Genomic DNA, 23,612 nt, shown 5'->3' with positions numbered 1-23,612 from the left:
CCGGGGCGTCACCCGGCGGGCCGGGGCTTCACCGGGGCGGTTCCCGGTCGGGTATCCGGGCCACCACGTCGATCTCCACGAGGATGTCCATCAGGTCGGACCCGACCGTGGTGCGCACCGGGCAGGGTTCCTCGAAGAACTCCCGGTAGGCCGCGTCGTACGCGGCGAAGTCCCTCCTGAGGTGCTGCAGGTGCGCCGTGACCTTCACGACGTCCCGCAGGGACAGGCCGTGGGTGGCGAGGACCGCGCCGATGTTGCGCAGGACCTGAGCGGTCTGCGCGCCCACGCCCTCCGGCACGGCCCCGGTGGCGGGGTCCTGCGGGCCGAATCCGGCCGTGAACAGGAAACCGCCGGCCGCCACGCCCTGGGAGTAGGCGCCCGCGGGACGGGGAGCCGCGGGCGTGTCCACGGCTCGCATACCGAGCGGCTCGCTCATCCGGTCAGGTCACCGTCCCGCTCGTTGACGCCCGCGTAGTGCCGGAGCTTGTCCTCGTCGACGCTCACGCCCAGGCCCGGCCCCGACGGCACCCGCAGCCGGCCGTTCTCCAGGTGCAGGGGCTCGGTGATGTCGTCGGCGTGCAGGTAGTACATGCTGTCGATGGCCCGCGAGAGGACGGGCGTGCTCGACACGACGGCCAGGTGGGCGGCCGTGGCGATGCCCAGTTCGCCGCCGCTGTGCAGGTTCATGCCCAGGCCGAAGGTCTCGCAGTGCGCTGCGAGCGCCTTGGTCGCGGCGATGCCGCCCCACTTGTAGACGTCGCCGTGGATGACGTCGACCGCGTTCAGCCGCATGGCGGGGGCGAACTCCTCGAAGCGGACGACGCACATGTTGGTGCACAGCGGGATGCGTATCTTGGCCTTCACCTGTGCCATGCCCTCGATGCCGGCGCAGGGGTCCTCCAGATACTCGAGGTCCAGTTCCTCCAGGGCGATGCCGGCGCGGACGGAGTCGGGGACGGACCAGGCCGCGTTCGGGTCGACGCGCAGGTTCACGTCGGGAAGCGCCTCGCGGACGGCGCGCAGGATGGCGACGTCGCCCGCGCAGTCCTTGGTGCCCTTGAGCTTGACCGCCTCGAATCCGCCCTCGGCGACGACGCGTGCCGCGTGCTCCGCCATGGCCCTGGGCAGGTCGGCGGGTGCCGCGCCCGGCGCGTCGGCGCGGGTGATCAGCGCGGTGATCGGCACCTCGTCGCGTACCGCGCCGCCCAGCAGGTCGGTGACGGACTGGCCGGTGGCCCTGCCCATCGCGTCCCAGCAGGCGACGTCGACGGCGGCGATCGCCGCGTAGCCGAGGTAGCCGTAGAAGAAGGGCACCATGTGCTGCTTGCGGTGGAAGCCCTCCAGCGCGAACGGGCTGGTCCCGATCAGGTCGGGGATCATCCGCCGGACGACGGCGGCGACGGGCGCGCCCCACATCGTCTCGCCCCAGCCCTCGACGCCCGCGTCGGTGCGCACGCGGACGACGGTGCGGGTCTCGCCGGTCTTGGTCTCGAAGGAACTCGTGAAGGGATTGACGAGTGGGAGGTTGACGACCCACACGTCGACGTCGGTGATCTTCATTGCTTCTCCTCGCATCATCTGGGTCATCGGCTCGCCGCGTCGAAGGCGCGGATCGCCCGGGCCAGTCCCAGCGCCCGTTCGTGCAGCAGCCGGTCGCCGCGGTCGGCGTCGGCGCCGGAGGCGTCGTCGGTGGAGCCGGCGACGCGTTGCCATTCGCCGTGCCGCTCGACGGTCAGGCCGGGGTGCGGCGGATTGTCGAACAGCGGGGGCGGTTCGACGGGGGTACGGGCGGGCACGGGAGTGCGCACCAGGGCGGGGTGGGCCGCGAGCATGAGGGACGTCTCGAACCATCCGGCGTGCCCCGGGGTGACGTCCGGCCGTTCGGCCTCGTCGGCCCCGGCGGTGACGGTCCAGTACGAGCAGGCCGCGACCGTGACCTGGGCGCGCAGCGCGAACCGCTTCACGGCGAGCCGCATGATCTCGTCGTTGCCGCCGTGCCCGTTGACCACCATGATCCGGTGGTGGCCGCTGGTCACGAGCGAGTCGAGGATGTCGTCGAACACGGCGCCCAGGGTCGACGCGGAGAGCGAGACGGCCGCAGCGAACAGGTGGTGCGGGCTGTGTCCGAACGGCAGCGCGGGCAGCCGCACGACGTCCGGAACGGGGGATGCCGAGGGTGCGGAGGACGCGGAGGCCTCCTGGTCGAGGAGTTCCAGCGCCCGGTCCACGACCGCCTCGACCAGGAGGGTGTCGGTCCCCATGGGCAGGTGCCCGGCGTGCTGCTCCTGCGAGCCGACGGGCAACAGGGCCAGGCCGTTCTCGCCGGCCCGGCGCACCTCCTGCCAGGTGAGGTCACTCAGTTTCGATTGGCTCACAGTGCTACCTCTCCGAAACACGGCCATGGCACAGTCGGCGCATGGTCCACGAACGTTCTCCGTTGCGGCTGGTCCCCGAGGCCGCGCAGCGGCCCCCCACTCCCCCGGCGCCGCGGCGCCTGGGTGCCGTCGAACTGGTGCCCGGCCGGATCGGGGCGGCCGTGCTGTCCACGGCGGGACAGGTGCTCGACCGCACCGAGTCGCGCTACGACGCGGCCGGCGCGACGCCCGCGGACATCGACAGGGCGCTGGCCCAGGTGGCCGGTGTCTTCGCCGGCCACGAGGTCCAGGGGATCGGCGTCGCCGCCGCAGGGCTCGTGGACCCCCTCGCCGGATTGATCCTGGAGGTCAACGACGTGCCGGCGCTGCACGGCTACCCGGTTACGGAACGGCTCGCCGCCCTCACCGGGACCGGGGTGCGGGTGGAGCACCGGGCGCGGCTGCAGGTGCTCGGCGACCGCTGGTTCGGCGCGGGCCGCGGGCGGCGCACGTTCGCCTCGGTGTCGACCGGCGAGGTGCTCGGGGTGGGTGTCCTCTACGACGGGGACGTGCTGGCTCCGCCCGGCGGGCGCAGCGGCGCGCACATGACCGTGTCGGCCAGCGGCGAGCGGTGCACGTGCGGGAACCGGGGCTGCTGGAAGACCCTGGCCACGACCGGATGGCTGCGGGCCAGGGCGCGTGCCGCGGGGCTCGGGGAGGAGACGTCGCTGGCCGCGCTGGTGCGCCGGGACGACGCGCTCGCCGGGCAGGTGGTGGAGGAGTACGCGCACAACCTGGCGCTGGGGCTGGTGAACGTGCAGCAGCTGTTCGCGCCGGGCCTGTTCATCCTGCACGGTGAGGCGCGTGAGGGCGGTGAGCGCTTCCGTACCGTGGTGGAGGAGCGGCTGCGGGACGCGGTCGCCTTCGCGGGGGCCGAGCTGCCCCGGGTGCTGGTCGGTGCCGCCGCGGTCGACGACGTGGCCCTTCTGGGCGGGGCGGGTCTGGTGCTGTCGCACCTCTAGCGGCTGTCGTGCCGGTGGCGGGTGGCGGGTCATCGGCCCGCTTCGCCCGTCGGGGAGGACGCGCGGGCCGCGGCACGCCGGCCCAGGCGCGGGTCGAGGACCGGTACGGCGTCGAGCAGCTGCCGGGTGTAGGGGTGCCGCGGAGTGCGCAGTACCGCCGCCGTCTCGCCCACCTCGACCAGACGTCCGCGGCTCATCACCGCGACCCGGTCGGCCACCTGCGCCACCACGGCGAGGTTGTGCGAGACGAAGACGTAGGTGAGGCCCAGCCGCTGTTGCAGGTCCGCCAGGAGGTCGAGGACGGTCGCCTGCACGGAGACGTCCAGGGCGCTGGTCGGCTCGTCGAGGACGAGCATCCGGGGGTGGAGTGCCAGGGCCCGTGCGATCGAGATGCGCTGGCGCTGGCCACCGGAGAACTCGTGCGGGTAACGGTCCTGGATGCCGGCATCGAGGCCGACGGCTTCGAGGAGCTCCCCGACCCGCTGCCTGGTCCGGGCGCGGGCGCGCCGGCCACGTGCCTCGGGGTCGTGGGTGACCAGAGGTTCGGCGACGACGTCGGTGATGCGCATGCGCGGGTTCATGCTGGAGTAGGGGTCCTGAAGGACGACCTGCATCTGCCGCCGTGTACCGCGCAGTTCGGCCGCGGTGAGGGTGGCGAGGTCCTGCCCGCCGAAACGCACGCTCCCGGCGGTGGGGTCGAGGAGGCCGAGGAGCAGCCGGGTGAGGGTGGTCTTGCCGCAGCCGGACTCACCGACCAGGGCCAGGGTCTCGCCCTCGTGCACGTCGAGTGACACGTCGTCGACGGCGACGTTGGTGCGCCTGCCGCCGAACTCCTTACGCAGGCCTCGCAGTTCGAGGAGTGGCCGCCCGGCCGGGGATGCGGGCGCGGTGGTGTCGGCCGTGTCCGTGCTCATGCCGCCTCCAGTCGTGGGGTGGCCGCCAGAAGTCCGCGGGTGTAGGGGTCGGCCGGACGGTCGAAGACGTCGAGGACGTCGCCGGTCTCGACGACCTTGCCCTGGTTCATGACCACGACGCGATCGGCGGTCTCGGCGACGACCGCGAGATCGTGGGTGATCAGTACGACGGCCATGTCGTGCTTGTGCTGGAGGGTGACGAGGAGGTCGAGGATCTGGCGCTGCACGGTGACGTCCAGCGCGGTGGTGGGCTCGTCGGCGATGAGGACGCGGGGGCGGGCCACCAGCGCCGTCGCGATCATCACGCGCTGGCGCAGGCCGCCGGAGAGTTCGTGCGGGTACTGGCGGTAGCGCAGGGCCGGGTCGGGGATGCCGACCTCGTCGAGTGCCGCCAGTGCGGCCCCCTTGGCCTCGGAGCGGGAGATGCCGGTGTGGTGCCTGAGGACCTCGGCCACCTGGGCGCCGACGCGCTGGAGCGGGTCGAGGCAGGTCATCGGGTCCTGGAAGACCATGGCGATGTCGCGGCCGCGGACCGTGCCGAGTTCCTTCTCGGAGAGTTTCAGCAGGTCCCGTCCGTCGAAGCGGATCTGGCCGCTCGGGTAGACGCACGGCGGGCTCGGGTTGAGACGCAGGACGGACAGGGCGGTGGCGCTCTTGCCGCTGCCGGACTCGCCCACGACGGCGAGGGTTTCGCCGGCGCGGACGTGCAGGGAGACGTCCTGGACGGCGTGGACGACGGACGTCTCCAGCCGGAAGTCGACGCTGAGTCCGTCGATCTCCAGCAGCGGCTCGTCCTTGGCCGGACGCCGGGACGGGTCGGTCGGGGTGCGGTCGTTGGTCATCGGCGGTAGGCCTTCGGGTCCGCGACGTCCCGCAGGGCGTCGCCGGTGATGTTGATGGCGAGGGAGGTCAGCATCAGTGCGATGCCGGGGAAGACGGCGACCCACCAGGAGGTGCCGAGGTAGAGCTGGCCGTCGGCGAGCATGCCGCCCCAGGTGACAGTCTCCTTGGGGACGCCCAGGCCGAGGTAGCTGAGGGAGGCCTCGGCGACGATGGCGGCGGCGACGTGCAGGGTGCCGATGGTGGCCAGCGGTGCCATGACGTTGGGCAGCAGGTGGCGGCGCATGATGGTGACGTCGGTGACGCCGATCGCGCGGGCCTCGGTGACGAAGTCGCGGGTGCGCAACGACATCACCTCGGAGCGCACGACGCGGGCGTAGGAGACCCAGCCGGTGAAGCCGAGGACCAGGATCACCATCCACAGTCCCGAGCCGAGGAAGCCTACGACGGCGAGCGCCAGCAGGAGGGAGGGAAAGGCGAGTTGGACGTCGGCGAGCCGCATGAGGGTGCGGTCCGCCCAGCCGCCGAAGTAGCCGGAGGCGAGGCCCACGGCCGTGCCCACGACGCCGGCGAGCAAGGCCGCCCCGGCGCCGACGAGCAGGGAGACACGGGCGCCGTGGACGACGCGCGAGAGCATGTCGCGGCCGAGCTGGTCGGTGCCCAGGAGGTGAGCGCTGCTGCCGCCGTCCTGCCAGGCGGGGGGCCGCAGTCGCAGGAGGAGGTTCTGCGTGCTGGGGTCGTAGGGGGCGATCAGCGGCGCGAACAGGGCGGCGAGGATCAACAGGAGCAGTACGGCGAGGGCCGCGACGGCCCGTTTGTCGCGCAGCAGTGCCCGCAGTGCGACGGCCCGGGAGCCGGACCGGCCGGACGGAGTCTTCGCCGTGGCCCGGTCGGGCGCGGCGGGGGTCATGACGGTCATCGTGACGTCCTCACCCTCGGGTCGAGGAAGCTGTAGGAGAGGTCGACGAGCAGGTTCACCACGACGAAGGTGGCGGCGAAGAACAGGACGGTGGCCTGGACGAGCGGGAAGTCGCGGTTGGAGATCGCCTCGACGGTCAGCTGGCCCACTCCGGGCCAGGAGAAGACCCGTTCGGTGAGGATGGCACCGCCGAGCAGGTTGCCGACCTCCAGGCCGACGACGGTCACCACCGGCAGTGAGGCGTTGCGCACTCCGTGCCGGAGCACCACCTGCAGCGGCCCGAATCCCTTGGCGCGGGCGCTGCGGATGTGGTCGGAGGACAGGACGTCGATCAGTGAGGAGCGCAGGAGGCGGGCCACGACGGCGACGGAGTACACGGCGAGGGTGACGGCGGGCAGGATCAGGTGGGCGAACGTGCCGTATCCGGAGGCGGGCAGGGCGCGCAGCCAGACGGCGAAGACCAGGATGAGCAGGATGCCCACCCAGAACGGCGGGGTGGACTGGCCGAGCAGGACGCCGGTCATCACGGTGTGGTCGGTTCCCCGGCCGCGGCGCATCGCGGCGAGGATGCCCGCCGGGACGGCGATGACGAGGGTCAACGCAAGGGCGGCGGCGGCCAGTTCGACGGTGGCCGGCAGCCGGTCGGCGAGTATCTCGCTCACCGGCTGCCCGTACACGAGGGAGTCACCGAAGTCGAGGTGCAGCAGGTTCCAGAGGTAGTCGAGGTACTGGGTGAGCAGGGACTGGTCCAGGCCCAGGGAGTGGCGCAGCACCTGCTCCTGTTCGGCCGTGGCGTCGGGCGGCAGCAGGATCTTCACGGGGTCGCCGGACAGGCGGACGAGGAAGAACGCGACGGTCGCCGTGCACAGCAGCACGAACAGGGCGGTGACCAGGCGTTTGAGCACCGCCCGCAGCAGTCCCGTCCGGTCCGGGCGGCGCGCGGTGGTGGCCGCCGGTGTGGGTGGTGTGTCGAGGGTGAGGGTGCTCACCGGGTCACCTCCGCGCTCTCCATGGCGAGGACGCCGGCGGCTCCCGGGGTCCAGCGGGGCCGGTCGTTGCGGGCGAAGATGTTGTCGATCTGGTAGAGGAAGACGAAGGGTGCTTCCCTGCGCATGAGCCGTTGGAGGTCCGAGAAGGCCGCCTTGCGCCGCTCCGGGTCCTCGGAGAGTTCCTCGGCGTCGATGAGGCGGTCGGCCTCCGCCGAGTGCCAGCGGCTCTGCCGCCGGTCGCTGCGCACGTTGGACTGGACGATGGACGCGCCGTCCATCGTCCACACGGTGCTGGCCGCGAGGTAGACGGGGCCGAGCGCTCCCCGGTTGTCGGAGGTGAGCCGCGCGGAGTAGGTACCGGGGTCGAGCAGGTTGACGCGGGCGTCCACTCCGGCCCTGGCGAGCAGTCCGGACAGGGCCTCGGCGACGTTGGCGTCCACGTTGGAGGCGGTGAGCGTGGTGGAGAAGCCGTGGGGGTGGCCGGCGTCGGCGAGGAGCCTGCGTGCGGTGTCGACCGAGCGTGTGAAGGGCTTGACGGTGGGGTCGAAGCCGAAGGATCCGCGGGGGACGAGTGCGGGCGTCTCCGTGGCCTTGCCGCCGAGCACGGCCTTGATGAGCAGCGGGACGTCGATCGCGTGGTTGAGTGCCTGGCGTACCCGGCGGTCCTGGAGGGGGCCGCGTTCGAGGGTGTTCAGGGACAGGTAGGCGGTGCGGATGCCCGTGTGTCCGTCGATGGTGATGCCTCCGTAGCCGTCGAGCTGCTGGGCGGCGTCCGGGGTGAGTCCGGCCACGAGGTCGACGCCGCCGCTCTGCAGCGCGGCCAGGGAGGACGAGGCGTTGGGTGCCGGGCTGAAGACGAGGCCGTCGACGGCCGGGCGGCCGTTCCAGTGGCCGGCGTGGGCGCCCATCCGCAGTTCGTGGTCGCGCTGCCAGCTCGTGAAGGTGAAGGGACCGGTGCCGACGGGGTGGTCGGCGAAGGCCGCGTCGCCCACCTCGGCGAGGTGCCGGGGCGGCACCACGACGCCGCCGAACAGCGAGAGTTTGGCGGGCAGGATGGGGTCGTGCACGGTGGTGTGGATGTCGACGGTGAGCCGGTCGACGACGGTGACGCCCTCGACGAAGCGCAGTTCGACGATCGGTGACTTGGTCGCGGGGTCGAGCAGGCGCTCGATGCTGAACGCCACGGCCCGCGCGTCGCACACCTCACCGTTGTGGAAGGCCACCCCGGGGCGGAGGACGAAACGCCAGGTCCGGGCGTCGGTGGCCTTCCAGGAGAGGGCGAGCCTCGGGTGCAGCCGGTTGTCGGGGCCGCGGGTGGTGAGGGTGTCGAACATGTTGATCAGGACGTTCATCGACACCATGTCGCCCTGCTTGTGCGGGTCCAGCGTCTTCGGATCGCCCGGCTGGGAGACCCGCAGGACGTTGCCGGCCCGGTCCGCGGCGGCCGTCGTGCCGCACGCGCTCAGGAGCGCCGGGGCGCTGAGGGCCCCGAGCAGCAGACCACCGGTCCGCAGGACGTGGCGTCGGCTGGGACGGCTGCGGTCCATCGTGCGCCCCTGAAGAATTCGTTCCATTGAACAACACCTCCGTTCCGTCAGATGGAATGCGGTTGGGTTAAGCTAAGCGACATGGTGAAAGCGGTCAACACCCGGTCGGTCGACCAGGAACTTGTGAAGGGCCCCGTCGACAAGGCGATGGAGGTGCTCGAAGCGCTCGTCCGGCCCGGCGGTCCCCACCGGTTGGGGGAGATCGCGCGCCGCACCGGGCTGACGAAACCCACCGTCCACCGGCATCTTCGGACGATGGCCGAGTACGGCTTCGCGGAGCCCGCCGAGGGCGGCAGTTACCGTCCGGGCCCCCGGCTGCTGGGCCTTGCGGCGGCGGCCCTGAGCGACAGCCGGGTCCTGGAGCTCACCAGGCCGGCCCTCGCAGATCTGCGCCTGCGCACCGGCCATGTCGCCTTCTACGCGGCGCGGCACGCGGCCGACGCCGTGTACCTGGAACTGTCGGAACCCGCCCGCGAGTACCGGATGAGCACCCGGCCCGGTCACCGGTCCCCCCTGCACGCCTGCGGTGTCGGGCTCGCCATGCTCTCCGCGATGCCGGACGGGGAGAGCGCGGCGGTCGTCGACGCACCGGACCTGGAGGCGCGCACCCACAGCACCCTCACCGACCCGGCCGCGCTCCGGGCGGAGCTGGCCCGGGCCGCGCTGCGTGGTTACGCGGTGGACGACGAGTACGACGAGCCGGACGTGCGGTCGGTGGCGGCACCCGTGCTGGACGCCGAGGGCCGGCCCGTGGGCGCGATCGGCGTCGCCGGACTGTCCTTCACCCTCGACCCCGGCAGTGTGGAGGTGTTCGGGCCCATGGTGCGGGCCGCCGCGCGCACGGTGTCCGCCGGGCTCGGCGCCCGCACCCCCGCACTCGGTGTCGTGGACTCGACACCCGAAGGTGAGGGGGCATGAGCACCCCGGCCGAACTGCTTGCTGACGGGCGGCGGGAACGGATCTACTCCGGTGCCGCCTGGTCCGTCGGGGACGCGCACGGCCCGCTGGACCGGGGCTGGACCGGCAGCCGCAGCTGGGAAGGGCCGCAGCTGGACGGCGACGACGTGTGGGACCTCGCCTCGGTGACCAAGCCGATCGCCGGACTCGCGGTCATGGCCCTCGTCGAGCGTGGCGCCCTCGGGCTGGACGACACCGTGGGCACGTACCTTCCCGGCTACCGGGGCGGCGACAAAGCGGACCTGACCCTGCGTCAACTCCTCACGCACACCTCGGGGATCCCCGGGCAGGTGCCGCTGTACCGGGACCATCCCACCCGCGCGGCGCTGCTGGACGCGGTGCGTCTGCTGCCGCTGACCGCGGCCCCCGGCACCCGCGTCCAGTACTCCTCGCAAGGGTTCATCGTCCTCGGTCTCGTCGCCGAGGCGGCCACCGGGCAACCGCTGGACGAGCTGGTGGAACGGCTGGTGTGCGCCCCGATCGGCTTGCGTGACACCGTCTTCCGGCCGGACGCCGGCCGCCGGGCCCGGGCGGTGGCCACCGAGGACTGCCCCTGGCGCCGCCGTCTGGTCGTGGGCGAGGTCCACGACGAGAACGCGGTGGTGCTCGGCGGGGTCGGCGCTCACGCGGGCCTGTTCTCCACACTGGCGGACATGGAGCGCCTCGGCGCCGCCCTCGCCGCCGGCGGCCGGGACCTGCTGCGCCCCGGGACGCTCGCCCTGATGACGGCCCCGCACACGGACGACCTGGCGCTGCGGCGCGCCCTGGCCTGGCAGGGCCGCGACCCGGTCGACTCCCCCGCGGGAGAGGTGTTCGGCCCGGACTCCTACGGCCACACGGGCTTCACCGGCACCAGTCTGTGGGTCGATCCCGCCACACGGCGCTACGCCGTGCTCCTCACCAACCGCGTGCACCCGGCCAGGACGGGTGAGGGCATCACCGCCCTGCGCCGGGCCTTCCACGACATCGCCGCCCACATGACCGTGGACGCCGCCGAGGACCGTCACGGCACCGGACAGGCCGGCGGCCGTGGCGGGACCCGGGACGGGGCGTAGCGCGCCCGCTCGCGTCACCGCACGGGGAAGGTCACGCCGGTGAGTTCCTCGGAGACGGTCCACAGGCGCTGCTGGACATCCCGGTCGTGGGAGGCAAGCTCGGAGACGACACGCAGGTCTTCTGCCTGATGTGCCTGGCGTCGGCGGGCGCCCTGTCCACGTACGTCCCGCCGCCGCCCGGCGTCCTCGCCGCGTACGCGGAGGAGCCTGACCTCGGCGTGCTCCACATGGAGCTGCGGGACGCCCTGCGGCTTTCCTTCACCTCGTCCCTGCTGGGTGTGCTGCCGCACGCCTGAACGTCCCCGCCCGGCCCGCCGGCACGCGTTCGCCTACGGCCTGAACACCTTCGCCGCACCCCAGAGGGAGCCGGGGTTGGCGCGGTGGGGGTGGCGGGCGAGCATCGCCTCGTAGAACTCCAGGGCGTTCGACGTGGCCGCCAGGGCCTCCTCGACGTCGGCGAGGTAGTCGATCGACTGCTGCACGATCACCGGGTCGTCGTCGCGGTCGGGGTGCTTGTGGGCGGCGACGACACGCTGGGCACCGAGGTCCTGGATGGCCCGCAGGGCGGCGACCCACTCGACACGTGAGGCCGCGTCCGTCTCGGCGAGGTACATGTGGGTGTGGTTGTAGACGACGTCGCCGCCGACCACGAGCCGGGCGTCCGGGACCCACAGGACGGTGCTGCCCTTCGTGTCGGTGTGACCCGCCTCGACCACCCTCAGCTCGTGCCCTTCCAGGAGGATGTGGTCATCTTCCAGCTCGTCCGGAACGACCGGAGGGGGGATCTGCCCGGGGAAGAGGCGACCCCAGAAGCCGTCGCGGTAGTCGTCCCCGGCCTGGACGCGCGCACCGGCGACGGTCCCCGCCGTGGCCACGGCCCGCGCCCCGGGGAACGCGTCGAGCAGTTGCCCGACGCCGTAGAAGTGGTCGCCGTGGCCGTGCGTGACGTAGATGTGCGTCAGAGTGCGTCCGTGCCCCTTGATCCACTCGATCAGTTCGTCGTTCTGCTCGATCGTCGTGAAGGTGTCGACGAGGACGGCGTCCCGTTCACCGAGGATCAGGGTCGCCGTGTTCATCACCCAGCGCAGATCGGGCCCCTCTTCGGCGCTCTGCGGGAGGTCACGGACGACTCCCTCCCGGCGGACCAGCAGTGTGTCGTACCTCAGGTCTGTCATGGGTTCTCTCCTGAGTCGGTGGAGGTGATCACTGATGCGCGCAGCGCCCCGCGGGACAAGTTTCCGCCGTCCGCTCACTCGGCGCGCTTCGGCGCTTCATTTAGATTACAACTCACATCTAACAGGGAGGTGATCCCGAAGGTAAGAAGAGGGCATGGGTTCGGTGCGTGTGGGCCTTGACCTGTTGCCCCTCACATCAGCAGCGTGATCCCCTGTTCCGGGAGTACCGCCAGGCGGAGTTGCGCGTCCGTACGCCCAGCGCCCCCTCACGGTCGAGCGCCGGGACCCCGCGCCGTGTGAGCGTGCACCACGGGACGAGTGCGGTGCGTCGGCTGCCGTCCGCGACAGGTGCGAAGAAGGGCCGCTCGCCGCACTCCGTCGGCCAACTCCCCTGAATGCCTTGTCAGTCCATCAAGTGAGTGGCCACGCGCGGGCTGCGACGGAGGAGTCCGCTCGACGTCTGTTCCCGTTCATGCGCCCGTGCGTCCCAGGCCGGGTTCGAGGCCCTCATCCCATCGTCCGTGCCGGTAAGGAAACCTTGTGAACACCCCCCGTACGTTGATCGTCGGAGCCGGAATCTCCGGTCTGGCCCTGGCCACGTCCCTGCTGAACCGTGGACTCCCGGTGGAGGTCGTCGAGCGGCGCGCCGACGACGGACAGGCCCTCGGGGCCGGCCTCTACCTGCCGGCCAACGCCGTACGCGCCCTCCGGGGCATCGGCGTGGAGGACGAAGTGACCAAGCGCGCGGAGCCGGTGACCCGGCAGCGACTCCAGGACCATCGCGGGCGCCCGCTGGCCGATTTCGCGGTGGGCAGCATCTGGGGTGAGGTCGGCCCCTGCCTGGCGATCACCCGGAGCGACCTGCACGAGGTGCTTCGCGGAGCGGTTGACAACGATGTCGTCCGGTACGGCACCGAGGTGACCTCCGTGGACGACGACGGCACCGTGACCTTCACGGACGGCGACACCGGCACGTACGACCTCGTGGTGGGCGCGGACGGCGTCAACTCGGCCGTCCGGCGCTCCCTCTTCGGCGGTCCGGGCCCGCGCTTCCTCGGCCAGCTGTGCTGGCGGTTCATCGCCGACGACACCGGAATACCCGGCATCACCGACTGGACGGCCCGCCTGGGCAGCAAGGGGCGGACGTTCCTGACGGTGCAGCTCGGCGACGGCCGCGTCTACTGCTACGCCGACATCAACAGCCCCGTCGCCACTCCCCCGGCCGGCGACTGGCGCACGCTCTTCGCCGACTTCGGCGGACCGGTCCCCCGTTTGCTCGAGCAGGGCGAGGACGCGTACTTCGCCGCGCTGCAGGAGAGTGAGAACACGGTGTGGACACGTCCCGGCGCCGCTCTCGTCGGCGATGCCGCCCACACCTTCTCGCCGAGTATGGCGCAGGGCGGCGCGATGGCGCTCGAGGATGCCGTGGTCCTCGCCGACACACTGGCCGACGCACCTGATGTCCCCACGGCCCTCGCCTCCTTCCAGGCCCGGCGTGCCGGCCGGGTCGCCTGGGTGGTGGCGCAGAACCACCGCCGCGACAAGGCACGCAACCTGCCCACGCCGCTGCGCAACTTCACCCTCCGCCGGGCCGGTGAGCGTCTCTTCAAGGCCAACCACGCTCCTTTGCACACGCAGCCCTGACCTCCCCGCACTCACCTGACACCGCGTCGGTGACCGGGAACAGCCGGCTGCTGAAGGACACTTCCGCCCTCGACCGAAGGGCTGAAAAGGGCTGACAGGCTCAATAGATTACATATGACATCTATCACGTGGACACGCAGTGGCCGGGACCACACAATGAGAGCGCGAGTTGAGTGGCCCGCCCCCATCTGGGCGCGCCTCCTCAAGGGACCGAACAGTCACCCCTGGAGCAATCTGTGAGCAACGAGACGGCCGGTCACCTGACCCCGGGCCCCCACCAAGTGGACGTGGACGGCCTCACCCAGCGCTACCACGTCCACGGATCGGGCCCGGTCTGCGTGGCCGTGCCCGGCGGACCGGGGGTCGACTGGGCATCCCTGCGCACACCGGAGCTCGAGGAGTTCCTGACCATGGTGTACGTGGAACCGCTGGGCACCGGCGACTCGCAGCGCCTCCCCTCTCACCCGCACGGCTACACCCGTGAGCGCTACACCCGCAGCCTGACCGGGCTGCTCGACCGGCTCGCGCTTCCCCGCGTCTTCCTGCTCGGCCACTCCCACGGCGGTTTCGTCGCGCAGCACTTCGCGCTGCACCACCCCGACCGGCTGCACGGACTGGTGCTGTACGAAAGCGCTCCCGTGACGGGTCCCGAGCACATGGCGGAGGCCGCCGCCAGGGTGGACGCGTTCGCCCGGCGGAACGAAGGCCGGCCGGAGCTTCCCTCGGCGCTCGCCGCCCTGCAGGCCGTCGGAGCCAGCACCGACGACGCCTCCGTCACCACGGCTCTGCGCGGTCTGCTGCCGGTCTACTTCGCTCGGTACTGGGACCGCGAGGACGAGTTCCGCGCGTTCCGCTCCGCGGTCACCTGCACCTACGTCTCGACGCAGCACGAGACGGGAGAGCCCGACGTCATCGACGACCGGGACGCCCTGCCCGGACTCACCGTTCCCACGCTGGTCCTGGTCGGCCGCCACGACGTGATCTGCGGGCCGCGATGGGCGGAGGAACTCCACACGCTGATACCCGGGTCCCGGCTGGCCGTGCTGGAGGACAGCGGTCACCTCGGCCACGTCGAGGAACCCGAGGCGTTCGCGCGGGCCGTGCGCGGCTTCGTGGAGTCCACGCGGACGGAGGCCGAGCCCCGTACCGGGGACGCCGTGCCTGAGGAACTGCGGGGGCTCTCCGGCCCGGTGCTCATGCCCGGCACGGACGAGTACGCCGCCGAGTGCGCCACGTTCAACCTCAACCTCTCCTTCCGGCCGGCCCTCGTCGTGGGGGCCGCCTGTGAGGACGACGTCCGGGCGGCGGTGAGGTTCGCCGCCGGCCGGGGCATGCCGATCGCGGTGAAGTCCTCGGGGCACCAGTTCGTGTCGCCGGCGGAGGACGCGGTGCTCATCACGACGGAACGGATGAAGCGCCTGACGGTCAACGGGGACCGGCGCACCGTCAGCGCCGAGGCCGGCCTGCGCTGGAGCGAGGTGCTGCCGCGCGCGGCGGACGCCGGCCTCACTCCCGTCGCGGGTTCCGCCCCCGAGGTCGGGGTGGTCGGGTACACCCTCGGAGGAGGCCAGAGTCCGCTGCTCGGCCGCACGCACGGATACGCGGCCGACCATGTGCGCCGTATGAATGTGGTGACGGCGGACGGCGAACTGCGCACGGTGACACCGGACAACGAGCCGGACCTGTTCTGGGCCCTGCTCGGGGGCAAGGGCAACTTCGGTGTGGTGACCGAGATCGAGTTCGACGTCTTTCCCGTGACCCGCTTCTACGGCGGCGGCATCTACTTCGCCGGCGAGGACCTGGCCGCGGTGCTGGACGCCTGGCGGCTGTGGGTGCCGACCGTGCCGGAGGAGATGACGACGTCCCTCGGTGTCCAGCGGCTCCCCGACCTGCCGGCGCTGCCCCCGCCCCTGCGTGGCGCGTTCGTCGTGCACGTGCGGATCGGCTACCTGGGATCCGCCGACGACGGCGAGCGGCTCGTGGCCCCGCTGCGCGCGGCGGCGCCGGTCCTCCTCGACGCGGTCGGGGAGAAGCCCGTCACCGCCGTCGGGGAGATCCACATGGACCCCGTGGATCCGATGCCGTACTTCGACCGGAGCCTGTCCCTGCGGGAGTTCCCCGAGAAGGCGGCGCGGGCCCTGGTGGAGCTCGTCGGGCCCGGTTCCGGCTGCCGGTTGGCGAACTTCGAGATCCGGGCACTCGGTGGTGCGCTGGACCGGGAGCCGCGGGTCGCCAACGCGGTGTCGATGAGGGGCGTTCCGTTCGTCGTCTTCGGCTTCGCGGTCGGCGGTCTCGACCGGGCGGACGACCTGAGGAGGGACCTGGCGAAGGTCGTGGACGGTCTCACGCCTTGGGCGGCGGACCGGGGCATGGTGAACTTCCTGTCGCCGGACGAGGCCGCGGACACCGAAGGCGTCCGGGCCGTGTACGGGCCGGAGCGGTACGACAGGCTCGCCGAGGTCAAGCGACGGCACGACCCCGCCAACCTGTTCCGCCACAACCACAACGTCCGTCCCGCCTGAGCGCCGTACTCCCGGTGGCCGAAAACGGGATCGCCGTCCGTGTCCGTCGGACACCGAGGAGACGCGGACGGCCGGTCACTCCCCCGTGCCGGGCAGGGGGTGGGAGCAGGTGGAGCGCGCGACGAACGCGAGGCCGTCGTAGTCCCGGGCCGGGACGAGCGGCGCCGTGTGGAAGCGGTAGACGAAGCGGGGGACGTTCGCGCCGAAACTGCGCTGCGCCTGCGGACTGTCGAGCCACGGCGCCGGCCCGGTCCTCAGGTCGGCGTAGTAGTCACCGCGTACGGCGTCGGCGAGCCGCGCCTCGATGCTGCGGATGCCGGTGCGGACGCGGTGCGGAACCGGAGGACCTTGGAGGTCGTCGCCGCGCCGGGCGAGGAAGGACCCCTTGCCGAAGAGGAGGGCCAGGGCGTAGTAGGCGTCGCCGTACCGTTCGCGGAGCCGGCTGCCGAGGGCCGGGATTCCCTCCCCGTACGTCCCCTTGGCGATGTGGCCGTTGTGCGCCCAGATCATGACCCGCGCTCCGGGGACGTCGTCCAGGAGACGCGTGACGGACTCGGCCATGTAGCGGTCCCGTGCGGCGAACACGCTGTCCTCGCCGGCGAACGGATCGAAGGGGCGGGTCACCAGGTCGGCGGCGCGCACCAGGACCCGCGCGTGCTCCAGGACGTCGGCCCCGTCGCCGGGACCCGACCGCTCGCGATGGCCCTCGACGAGACGGACGATCTCCTCGGCCTGCCGCATCAGCGCCTGCCGCGGGTCGGGCAGCGAGGAGGGGCGGGCGTGGGCGAGCACGTCGAGGGCCTGGGCTTCCCCTACCCGCCCAGGTGCCGCCCGGCGCAGGAAGGCGGTGACCGCCTCGACGGAGTCGGCGCAGCGCTGCGGGTCCATCCCGACGAAGCGGACCCGGCGTTCCTCGGGCAGGTCGCGGTTGTGGGCGCGCAGCCACTCGATCAGGTCGACCATTTCCCGGGTGCGCCAGGTCCAGAAGTCCAGCTTGCCGACGAGGTGTCCGGGGTCGCCGGTGCCGTGCCGTACGTAGGCGTCGAGGGCGCGGCCGGCGGACTGGCCGGCCTCCAGGGCGAGCGTGGTGAATCCCTCCTCGCGCACCAGGAACTCCACGATGCGGTGCTTCAGGCGGAAGAACTCGGCGGTGCCGTGGGTGGACTCGCCGAGGCCTACGACGCGGGTCCCGTGCAGGGCCTCGCCCAGCGGTTTCAGGTCCTGGGTGGGGACGCCGGGGCTGAGCGAGCCCAGGGGGTGGGCGTGCTCGGTCAGCCAGCGGGCGATGTCGTCGGGCACCGGCGTGCCTCTCCTCCGTGCGTGCGGGCGGCCCGGCGCGCGGCGCGCGCCTCTCACCCGGTCGTGGATCGGTTCGCGGCCTCCCGGCAGGCCGTGAGGATGTCCCGCAGGTCCCTCACGGCGTCCGGTCGACCATGTTCGGCATACACGCCCGCGACGTCGGCGACAACCGCGTTCGTCCCTGCCCGGCCGTAATCGGACAGCGGCCCGGGGGCCGCGGCGTGCCGCGGCGGCGATCGCCCGGCTGAGGCCGGTTCGGATCAGCGGGTGAGGGACCTCCACGCCGTGTCCGGCAGGGTGAGCAGGTGTTCCGTCTCCGCCGGGGGTGGCAGTGGGCCGTGGTCCCCGGTCACCTTGAGGGCCGAGACCGCCGTGATGTGAGCGCGGCGCAGGGCGCGCGTCGGCGGCTCGCCGCGCAGGAGGCCCGCCAGGAAGCCGGCCGCGAACGCGTCACCGGCGCCCACGGGTTCCACCACCGTCGTGCGGAGGGCGGGGACCGTGTCCGGTCCGTCGGGCGTGAAGGCCGTCGCGGACCTGGCGCCGTCCTTGACCACGAGGGTCCCCGGGTCCGGCAGCAGGGTCCGTACGTCCTCGGTGGTGAGGTCCGCGCCCCACAGTGTCTGTGCCTCGTCCAGGCCGACGAAGACGATGTCCGCCCGGTTCGCCAGGCGCCGGAGGACGGGCGCGGCCGTGCCGTCCGGCCACAGGGCGGCGCGGTGGTTGACGTCGAAGCTGATGGCGTAGGGGCGGGCGTCGGAGGGGGTGTCGAGGGCCCGGGCCATGAGGGCGCGGCAGGACGCGGAGAGGGCGGGGGTGATGCCGGTGAAGTGCAGCAGCCGGGCGGTGCTCACCGGTTCCCGGTCGAGCAGGTCGGGGCCGAGGGCCGAGGCGGCCGAGCGGGACCGGTAGTAGTGGACGCGGGTGCCGTCGGGGCCGGGGTCCTTCACCATGAGGCCGGTCGGGCGCCGGGGGTCGGTCCGTACGTACGAGACGTCGACGCCCGCGGCGGCCACGGCGGCCAGGACGCGGCGGCCCAGAGGATCGTCGCCGACCGCGGAGAGCCATACGGCCGGAATGCCGTGGCCGGCGAGGTACATGGCGACGTTGGACTCCGCTCCGGCCACGGCGAGCCGCAGCCGGTCGGCGTGTTCCACCGGCTCGGGAGGGTCCGGTGTCAGGGCGGCCATGGTCTCGCCGACGCAGACCACCCGGCCCTCGCCGGGCAGCAGGGTGTCGTTCATGCCGGCTCCGCGAGGAGGGACGGCGTGGGCCGGTAGGGGGCGGCCGGTGCGCCGGGGACGGCGACGCGGGTGCTGAACAGGGCGCCGTCGTACGGGCCCGGGTCGTCGAGGCCCAGGCGCGCCGAGGTGATGTGGAGGGTGTGGCCTTCGAGGCACACTGCGGCGGGTTGGCGGGCCGGCAGGCGCAGCGTGGTGTCGAGGCGTCCGTCCGGGAGGTGGCGGCGGACGGTGCCGGTGCCCCAGACCGCGATCCACACCGCGCCCTCGTCGTCGACCGTCATGCCGTCCGGGCTGCCGTCCTCGATCCGCACGAACTCCTCCGCGCTGCCCAGGGTGCCGGTCTCGGGGTCGACCGGATAGCGCCGGACGACGCCGCGGGCGCTGTCGGCGAGGTACATGTGGCGGCCGTCGGCGGTGAAGGCGGGCCCGTTCGGGACGGTGATGCCGTCCAGGACCCGGTGCACCGTGCCGTCGTGGTCCACGCGGTGCAGCGAACCCGCGTCCGGGTAGGCGTCGTAGGACATGCTGCCCGCCCAGAAACGGCCGGCGGGGTCGGCGACGGCGTCGTTCATGCGCATGCCGTCCCCCTCCAGGTGGGCCAGCGGGCGGGCCGAGCCGTCGGGGGCGAGCAGGCAGACGCCGGTGCCCGCCGCGGCGATCCAGTGACCGGGGCGTCCGGCCACGGGGGCCACGGCACCCACCGGGTGGGGCAGTTCGGCCAGGGTGCGCAGCGGGGCCGCAGGGTCGTCGGCCGGGGCGGTCAGCAGGCGTCCGGCGAGGAGGTCGACCAGGACGATGCGGCCGTCGGCGTGCCGGATGCCCTCCCCGAGTTCCAGTCGGTCGGGGCGGGTGGGCCGCAGGACGGCGGTCATCGGGTGGCCTCCCGCACGGCGGCGGTGAGCGCGCGGGCGCGGGCGCGCAGGGCGGTGAGGCTTCCGCCGTCAGCCGCGTCGCCGACCAGGGGTGAGCCGACGCCCACCGCGGTCGCCCCGGCGGCCAGATAGGCGCGGGCCGCTTCCTCGTCGACACCGCCCACCGGGACGAGCGGCTCGTGCGGGAAGGGGCCGCGCAATGCCTTGAGGTAGGCCGGTCCGCCGGCCTGGGCCGCGGGGAAGACCTTCAGCGCCGTGGCGCCGAGCGCGCGGGCGGCGACGATCTCGGTCGGGGTGAACACACCTGCGAGTACGGGCAGTCCGAGTTCGCGAGCCGTGCCGACCGCCTCGCCCAGGGCGGGGGTGACGAGGAAGTCGGCGCCCGCGTCACGGGCTGCGCGGGCGTCGTCGGCGGTGAGGACGGTACCGGCGCCCAGGGGGCGGGCGTCGCCCAGTGCGGCGCGGGCACGGGCCATCACGGTCAGGGCGTCGGCCCCGGTGAGTGACACCTCGATCAGTTCGACGCCTTCCTCTGCCAGCGTCAGGACCGTGTCCAGCGCCGCGTCGGCGTCACTGCCGCGCACGATGGCGACCAGACGGTGGGTGGCCAGTGCGGCCTGCAGTTCCACGGCGGGTTCCTTCTCGTCGGGGGTACGGGAACGGTTCTTCGGGTACGGGCGGCGGGCGCCCCGGCTCAGGCGCAGCGCTCAGGGGCAGCGGCAGTCGGCGGTCAGCGTGAGCCGCCAGCGGACCTCGCCGGACGCCGGTACGCGCGCGGCTTCGCCCTCGCGTGCGTCGGCGAGGTCGAAGACCCGCCCCAGCATCGGTTCGACACCCGTGCTCCGGTAGGGGTGTTCCCCGGGGAAGCCGCCGAGATTGCGCCACAGGGCGACGGACGCAGGCTGTCCGTCGGCCTGGAGGGACATCGCGAGCCGGTCCGCGGATCCGTCGTGGACGCAGACGCGGTCGGTGTCCACGACCGCGCCGACCGCCGTGCCGTCGTCCGGACCGAACCGGTCGAGGCGCAGTCCGTGCGGCGCGGGCCAGGGGCCCTCCAGCCAGGGCGCGCCGGCGGGCCACGGCTCCGCCAGCAGCGGTGCCGCCTCGGGGTGGAGGCGGGTGGGCGCGCCGGGGGTCATGTGCGGGACCGCCCGGTCCGACAGGGCCAGCAGGGCATGGGCCGCCCAGACGAACCGGAAGCCGGCGTCGGCGGCCAGGGTGTAGTCGGCCTCGGCGACGTCGCCGGTGACCCGGATCCGGCGGGTCAGGGTGAAGCGTTCGCAGTCCACCCGGTCGGTGTCCCCGTCCCGGCGCCAGCGGCGGGCCCATGCCTCCCCGTGGTCGGGGGTGCCGCGGACGGTCGGGACGCACTCCTCGAGGCCGCCCGCGTCGACGAACGCGCTCCCGGGGGTGACAGCCGCGCGGCGGGATGTCTCGCGCCGCCACAGCCATTCCCGGCCGCCCGCCTTCAGGGACGTCCAGCGTCCGCCGTGCTCCAGGTCGGTGGTGATGCTCAGTGGCGTGTTCGGCGCCGGCGGCGTGCTGGGCGATGGCATGCTCACCACTCCGCGAAGGAGCCGTCCGCGTGGCGCCACACGGGGTTGCGCCAGGCGTGTCCGGCGCGGTCGGCGGCGCGCACGGCGGCCTCGTCGACACTCACGCCGAGGCCGGGGCGGTCGCCGCGCAGGGCGTTCCCGGCGACGAAGCGGAAGGGCTCGGGGTCGACGACGTACGACAGCAGGTCGGCGTCCTTGTTGTAGTGGATGCCCCGGCTCTGCTCCTGGATGAGGAAGTTCGGTGTCGCGAAAGCGACTTGGAGGCTGGCGGCGAGGGCTATCGGGCCGAGCGGGCAGTGCGGGGCGAGCAGGGCGCCGTAGGTCTCCGCGAGGGTCGCGATGCGGTGCACCTCGGATATGCCGCCCGCGTGGGAGAGGTCGGGCTGGGCGACGGCGACCCCGGCGTTCAGGACGGGCAGGAACTCCCCGCGGGAGTAGAGGCGTTCGCCGGTGGCGAGCGGCACCGGGCTCGCGGCGACCAGGCCGGGCAGCAGATGGCTCTGTTCGGGGACGACGGGTTCCTCCACGAACAGCGGGTGCAGTGGCGCGAGTTCGGTGAGGACACGGCGGGCCGCCGCCGCCGTGAAGCGGCCGTGGAAGTCGACGGCGACATCGCGGTCCGGGCCCAGTACGTCACGGGCGGCGGCCACCCGGGCGACCACGGCCGCGGTCTCGGCGGCGGTGGTGAGCGGGGAGGTGGCGCCGGCGGCGTTCATCTTCACCGCCGTGAAGCCGGCCTCGACCTGGGCGGTGATCTGCTCGCGCAGCCCGGCCGGTTCGTCGCCGCCCACCCAGGCGTAGACCCGGACGGTGTCCCGGACGGGGCCGCCCAGCAGGGCGTGCACGGGGGCGCCGTAGGCCTGGCCCGCGATGTCCCACAGGGCCTGGTCGAGTCCGGCGACGGCACTGGACAGCACCGGGCCGCCGCGGTAGAAGCCGCCCTTGGTCAGCACCTGCCAGTGGTCCTGGATGCGCAGCGGATCCTCGCCGAGGAGGTGTTCGGACAGGACGTCGACGGCGCTGCGCACCACCTCGGCGCGGCCCTCGACGACGGGCTCGCCCCAGCCGACGAGTCCGTCGTCGGTCTCCACCCGGCAGAACAGCCAGCGCGGCGGGACCAGGAACGTTTCTATGCGGGCGATCTTCACTGCGGGCCGGGGCCTTTCGTCTCGTCGTCGCCGTCGACACGTTCCAGGTCGCGGCCGGCCTGGTCGAGCAGGGCCCGCATGGCGGCCTCGGCGGCGTCGGGGTCCTGCTCGCGCACGGCGTCCAGGACCGCCTGGTGGGCGGGCACGGGGTTCTCGCCGTGCGGGGAGCTGTGCACGATGCGGTCGCGGTGGGCCAGGCCCGACTCGATGACCATCTCCATGCGTTCCAGCAGCTCGTTGTGGGTGGACTTCAGCAGGGCCCGGTGGAAGGCGAGGTCGGCCTCCACGGCGTGACCGGCGTCGCTGTCGTCCTCTCCCATCGCCCTCAGCGCGTCGTCCAGGGCGGTGAGGTCGTCGGCGGTGCGCCGCTCGGCGGCGAGCCGCACGGCGGCCGGTTCGATGATGGCGCGCACCTCGGCCAGGTTGCGCAGCAGCGCGCGGTCGGCCTCCGTGGTCCGGCCGCCCTCGAACTGCCAGCGCAGCACGTCGGCGTCGAGGAGGTTCCAGTCGCCGCGCGCCCGCACGAAGGTGCCGCGTTTCTGGCGGGCGTCGACCATTCCCTTGGCGGCGAGGACCTTCAGCGACTCGCGCAGCGCGGTGAGGCTCACGTCGAGTTCACTCTGCAGTGCCACCAGGTCGAGCGTGGCGCCTTCGGGGATCTCCCCACCCAGGATGCGGCGGGCCAGGGCTTCCACGGTCTGGCCGTGCACACCACGACGGGCGTAGGGCGTCATGTCGGAGAGCCTTTCTGCTGCGCGGAACGGTCGGTGGTGGTCATGCGGAGGCCTTGACGACGCTCCAGCCGCCGTCGACCAGGAGGTGCGAGCCGGTGACGAAGGAGGCGTCGTCGCTGCCGAGGAACGCTATGGCGGCGGCGACTTCGCCAGGGGTGCCGAAGCGGCCTGCGGCGGTCCCGGCAACGCTGCGTTCGCGCTCCTCGGCGGGGACCCTGTCCCATGCCGCGGTGAGGATCGGTCCCGGCAGTACGGCGTTGACGCGCACCTCGGGTCCGTACTCCACGGCGAGCTGCCCGCACAGGGAGAGCAGCGCGCCCTTCGAGGCGGCGTAGGCGGGGTGGCCTGGGATGCCGGCGTGGGCGTGGACGGAGGAGGTCAGCACCACCGCGCCCTGCCGTTCCCGCAGGTCGGGCAGGACGGCGCGGAAGCCGAGGAAGCTGCCGGTGACGTTGACGGAGAGCTGCCGCTGCCAGGAGTCGAGGGTGAGTTCGTGCGCGGGGGCGACGTCCACGGTGTAGGCGTTGCCGACCAGGAGGTCGACCGGGCCGAAGGCGTGCGCGGCGTCCAGTACGCGCTCCCAGTCGGCCTCGGCGGAGACGTCGGCGCGTACGAACGCCGCCCGGCCGCCCGCCGCCGTGATGCGGGCGGCGACGGTCTCGCCGGCCGCTGCGGCGACGTCGGCGAGCACGACGGCGGCTCCTTCCCGCGCCAGGCGCTCGGCCGTGGCGGCTCCGATGCCGGAGGCGGCTCCGGTCACCACGGCGGTGCGGCCGTGGTAGCGGGTGCCGTGACGTCGTGCTGGCTGGTCCATCGTGGGGTCG

23 protein-coding genes and 1 pseudogene are annotated in these 23,612 nt (G+C 72.9%); 6 read left to right on the top strand and 18 right to left on the bottom strand.

Features of this window, described 5'->3' with window-relative positions:
- Nucleotides 1-28 precede the first annotated feature (28 nt).
- The 3 genes from ACIF8S_RS22180 to ACIF8S_RS22170 are packed head-to-tail and all read right to left on the bottom strand — an operon-like array spanning nt 29 to nt 2,375.
- Nucleotides 29-436, bottom strand: a complete 408-nt coding sequence (locus ACIF8S_RS22180) for a RidA family protein (protein ID WP_400001113.1) — start codon at nt 434-436, stop codon at nt 29-31.
- Nucleotides 433-1,560, bottom strand: a complete 1,128-nt coding sequence (locus ACIF8S_RS22175) for a mandelate racemase/muconate lactonizing enzyme family protein (RefSeq protein ID WP_400001111.1) — start codon at nt 1,558-1,560, stop codon at nt 433-435. The genes ACIF8S_RS22180 and ACIF8S_RS22175 overlap by 4 nt, the downstream gene beginning before the upstream one ends.
- A 23-nt stretch (nt 1,561-1,583) precedes the next feature.
- Nucleotides 1,584-2,375 carry a creatininase family protein gene (locus ACIF8S_RS22170; protein ID WP_400001110.1) on the bottom strand — a complete coding sequence of 264 codons (792 nt, stop codon included), beginning with the start codon at nt 2,373-2,375 and terminating at the stop codon, nt 1,584-1,586.
- Between the two features lie 62 nt (nt 2,376-2,437).
- Between ACIF8S_RS22170 and ACIF8S_RS22165 the strand changes: the two genes are divergently transcribed.
- On the top strand, nt 2,438-3,376 hold the full coding sequence (locus ACIF8S_RS22165) for an ROK family protein (RefSeq protein WP_167534705.1): 939 nt from the start codon (nt 2,438-2,440) through the stop codon (nt 3,374-3,376).
- 29 nt (nt 3,377-3,405) lie between these two features.
- On the opposite strand, the gene ACIF8S_RS22160 is transcribed toward ACIF8S_RS22165, so the two are convergent.
- Genes ACIF8S_RS22160 through ACIF8S_RS22140 form a run of 5 tightly spaced genes read right to left on the bottom strand, consistent with a single transcriptional unit; the run spans nt 3,406 to nt 8,612 of the window.
- Nucleotides 3,406-4,290, bottom strand: a complete 885-nt coding sequence (locus ACIF8S_RS22160) for an ATP-binding cassette domain-containing protein (RefSeq protein ID WP_400001108.1) — start codon at nt 4,288-4,290, stop codon at nt 3,406-3,408.
- On the bottom strand, nt 4,287-5,132 hold the full coding sequence (locus ACIF8S_RS22155; protein ID WP_400001106.1) for an ATP-binding cassette domain-containing protein: 846 nt from the start codon (nt 5,130-5,132) through the stop codon (nt 4,287-4,289). The genes ACIF8S_RS22160 and ACIF8S_RS22155 overlap by 4 nt, the downstream gene beginning before the upstream one ends.
- Entirely contained in the window at nt 5,129-6,049 is a 921-nt protein-coding gene (locus tag ACIF8S_RS22150; RefSeq protein ID WP_400001104.1) for an ABC transporter permease, read from the bottom strand. Before ACIF8S_RS22150 ends, ACIF8S_RS22155 begins: the two co-directional genes overlap by 4 nt.
- Nucleotides 6,046-7,038: an ABC transporter permease gene (locus ACIF8S_RS22145; protein WP_400001103.1), complete on the bottom strand. Its 993-nt coding sequence runs from the start codon at nt 7,036-7,038 to the stop codon at nt 6,046-6,048. Before ACIF8S_RS22145 ends, ACIF8S_RS22150 begins: the two co-directional genes overlap by 4 nt.
- Complete coding sequence (locus tag ACIF8S_RS22140; RefSeq protein ID WP_400001101.1) at nt 7,035-8,612, bottom strand: ABC transporter substrate-binding protein; 1,578 nt, start codon at nt 8,610-8,612, stop codon at nt 7,035-7,037. The genes ACIF8S_RS22145 and ACIF8S_RS22140 overlap by 4 nt, the downstream gene beginning before the upstream one ends.
- Before the next feature lie 54 nt (nt 8,613-8,666).
- Here ACIF8S_RS22140 and ACIF8S_RS22135 point away from each other — a divergent pair, with 54 nt between their 5' ends.
- Together ACIF8S_RS22135 and ACIF8S_RS22130 are read left to right on the top strand one after the other, a co-directional pair.
- On the top strand, nt 8,667-9,503 hold the full coding sequence (locus ACIF8S_RS22135; protein WP_400001099.1) for an IclR family transcriptional regulator: 837 nt from the start codon (nt 8,667-8,669) through the stop codon (nt 9,501-9,503).
- Nucleotides 9,500-10,597, top strand: coding sequence for a serine hydrolase domain-containing protein (locus tag ACIF8S_RS22130; protein ID WP_400001097.1), 1,098 nt, complete (start codon nt 9,500-9,502; stop codon nt 10,595-10,597). The genes ACIF8S_RS22135 and ACIF8S_RS22130 overlap by 4 nt, the downstream gene beginning before the upstream one ends.
- Nucleotides 10,598-10,611: 14 nt before the next feature.
- Here ACIF8S_RS22130 and ACIF8S_RS22125 read toward each other — a convergent pair.
- A pseudogene (locus ACIF8S_RS22125) lies at nt 10,612-10,710 on the bottom strand (short-chain dehydrogenase); the annotation flags it as partial.
- On the opposite strand from ACIF8S_RS22125, the gene ACIF8S_RS22120 reads away from it, so the two are divergent.
- Nucleotides 10,684-10,893, top strand: coding sequence for a hypothetical protein (locus tag ACIF8S_RS22120; protein ID WP_400001226.1), 210 nt, complete (start codon nt 10,684-10,686; stop codon nt 10,891-10,893). The pseudogene ACIF8S_RS22125 and the gene ACIF8S_RS22120 sit on opposite strands and share 27 nt — an antisense overlap.
- A gap of 33 nt (nt 10,894-10,926) precedes the next feature.
- On the opposite strand, the gene ACIF8S_RS22115 is transcribed toward ACIF8S_RS22120, so the two are convergent.
- On the bottom strand, nt 10,927-11,772 hold the full coding sequence (locus ACIF8S_RS22115) for an MBL fold metallo-hydrolase (RefSeq protein ID WP_400001095.1): 846 nt from the start codon (nt 11,770-11,772) through the stop codon (nt 10,927-10,929).
- Nucleotides 11,773-12,312: 540 nt separating this feature from the next.
- On the opposite strand from ACIF8S_RS22115, the gene ACIF8S_RS22110 reads away from it, so the two are divergent.
- Both ACIF8S_RS22110 and ACIF8S_RS22105 read left to right on the top strand, forming a co-directional pair.
- Entirely contained in the window at nt 12,313-13,416 is a 1,104-nt protein-coding gene (locus tag ACIF8S_RS22110) for an FAD-dependent monooxygenase (RefSeq protein WP_400001094.1), read from the top strand.
- Between the two features lie 236 nt (nt 13,417-13,652).
- Entirely contained in the window at nt 13,653-15,938 is a 2,286-nt protein-coding gene (locus tag ACIF8S_RS22105) for an alpha/beta fold hydrolase (RefSeq protein ID WP_400001092.1), read from the top strand.
- Between the two features lie 75 nt (nt 15,939-16,013).
- On the opposite strand, the gene ACIF8S_RS22100 is transcribed toward ACIF8S_RS22105, so the two are convergent.
- The 8 genes from ACIF8S_RS22100 to ACIF8S_RS22065 form a co-directional block, all read right to left on the bottom strand.
- Nucleotides 16,014-17,237 carry an erythromycin esterase family protein gene (locus tag ACIF8S_RS22100; RefSeq protein ID WP_400001091.1) on the bottom strand — a complete coding sequence of 408 codons (1,224 nt, stop codon included), beginning with the start codon at nt 17,235-17,237 and terminating at the stop codon, nt 16,014-16,016.
- Nucleotides 17,238-17,497: 260 nt separating this feature from the next.
- Entirely contained in the window at nt 17,498-18,478 is a 981-nt protein-coding gene (locus ACIF8S_RS22095; protein ID WP_400001089.1) for a sugar kinase, read from the bottom strand.
- Nucleotides 18,475-19,350: an SMP-30/gluconolactonase/LRE family protein gene (locus ACIF8S_RS22090; RefSeq protein WP_400001087.1), complete on the bottom strand. Its 876-nt coding sequence runs from the start codon at nt 19,348-19,350 to the stop codon at nt 18,475-18,477. Before ACIF8S_RS22090 ends, ACIF8S_RS22095 begins: the two co-directional genes overlap by 4 nt.
- Entirely contained in the window at nt 19,347-19,979 is a 633-nt protein-coding gene (locus tag ACIF8S_RS22085; RefSeq protein WP_400001085.1) for a bifunctional 4-hydroxy-2-oxoglutarate aldolase/2-dehydro-3-deoxy-phosphogluconate aldolase, read from the bottom strand. Before ACIF8S_RS22085 ends, ACIF8S_RS22090 begins: the two co-directional genes overlap by 4 nt.
- Before the next feature lie 78 nt (nt 19,980-20,057).
- Complete coding sequence (locus ACIF8S_RS22080; protein ID WP_400001083.1) at nt 20,058-20,906, bottom strand: hypothetical protein; 849 nt, start codon at nt 20,904-20,906, stop codon at nt 20,058-20,060.
- 2 nt (nt 20,907-20,908) lie between these two features.
- Nucleotides 20,909-22,054 (bottom strand): galactonate dehydratase, encoded by a 1,146-nt coding sequence (dgoD, locus tag ACIF8S_RS22075; RefSeq protein WP_400001082.1) that lies wholly within the window; start codon nt 22,052-22,054, stop codon nt 20,909-20,911.
- Nucleotides 22,051-22,788, bottom strand: a complete 738-nt coding sequence (locus tag ACIF8S_RS22070) for a FadR/GntR family transcriptional regulator (protein ID WP_400001080.1) — start codon at nt 22,786-22,788, stop codon at nt 22,051-22,053. Before ACIF8S_RS22070 ends, dgoD begins: the two co-directional genes overlap by 4 nt.
- 40 nt (nt 22,789-22,828) lie before the next feature.
- Nucleotides 22,829-23,602 carry an SDR family NAD(P)-dependent oxidoreductase gene (locus ACIF8S_RS22065; protein WP_400001079.1) on the bottom strand — a complete coding sequence of 258 codons (774 nt, stop codon included), beginning with the start codon at nt 23,600-23,602 and terminating at the stop codon, nt 22,829-22,831.
- Between the last annotated feature and the right edge of the window lie 10 nt (nt 23,603-23,612).

Origin of the sequence: Streptomyces sp. NPDC085937 (assembly GCF_044540535.1) — a bacterium.
Lineage (GTDB): Bacteria > Actinomycetota > Actinomycetes > Streptomycetales > Streptomycetaceae > Streptomyces.
Note: the sequence above shows the minus strand (reverse complement) of the source record. Positions and strands in the feature narration are given on the sequence as shown.

Coding starts and splice junctions, on each gene's coding strand:
- ACIF8S_RS22070 (WP_400001080.1), bottom strand. CDS start 22,788: ATGACGCCCTACGCCCGTCGTGGTGTGCACGGCCAGACCGTGGAAGCC.
- ACIF8S_RS22135 (WP_400001099.1), top strand. CDS start 8,667: ATGGTGAAAGCGGTCAACACCCGGTCGGTCGACCAGGAACTTGTGAAG.
- ACIF8S_RS22090 (WP_400001087.1), bottom strand. CDS start 19,350: ATGACCGCCGTCCTGCGGCCCACCCGCCCCGACCGACTGGAACTCGGG.
- ACIF8S_RS22180 (WP_400001113.1), bottom strand. CDS start 436: ATGAGCGAGCCGCTCGGTATGCGAGCCGTGGACACGCCCGCGGCTCCC.
- ACIF8S_RS22160 (WP_400001108.1), bottom strand. CDS start 4,290: ATGAGCACGGACACGGCCGACACCACCGCGCCCGCATCCCCGGCCGGG.
- ACIF8S_RS22140 (WP_400001101.1), bottom strand. CDS start 8,612: ATGGAACGAATTCTTCAGGGGCGCACGATGGACCGCAGCCGTCCCAGC.
- ACIF8S_RS22095 (WP_400001089.1), bottom strand. CDS start 18,478: ATGAACGACACCCTGCTGCCCGGCGAGGGCCGGGTGGTCTGCGTCGGC.
- ACIF8S_RS22065 (WP_400001079.1), bottom strand. CDS start 23,602: ATGGACCAGCCAGCACGACGTCACGGCACCCGCTACCACGGCCGCACC.
- ACIF8S_RS22130 (WP_400001097.1), top strand. CDS start 9,500: ATGAGCACCCCGGCCGAACTGCTTGCTGACGGGCGGCGGGAACGGATC.
- ACIF8S_RS22150 (WP_400001104.1), bottom strand. CDS start 6,049: ATGACCGTCATGACCCCCGCCGCGCCCGACCGGGCCACGGCGAAGACT.
- ACIF8S_RS22080 (WP_400001083.1), bottom strand. CDS start 20,906: ATGCCATCGCCCAGCACGCCGCCGGCGCCGAACACGCCACTGAGCATC.
- ACIF8S_RS22115 (WP_400001095.1), bottom strand. CDS start 11,772: ATGACAGACCTGAGGTACGACACACTGCTGGTCCGCCGGGAGGGAGTC.
- ACIF8S_RS22155 (WP_400001106.1), bottom strand. CDS start 5,132: ATGACCAACGACCGCACCCCGACCGACCCGTCCCGGCGTCCGGCCAAG.
- ACIF8S_RS22175 (WP_400001111.1), bottom strand. CDS start 1,560: ATGAAGATCACCGACGTCGACGTGTGGGTCGTCAACCTCCCACTCGTC.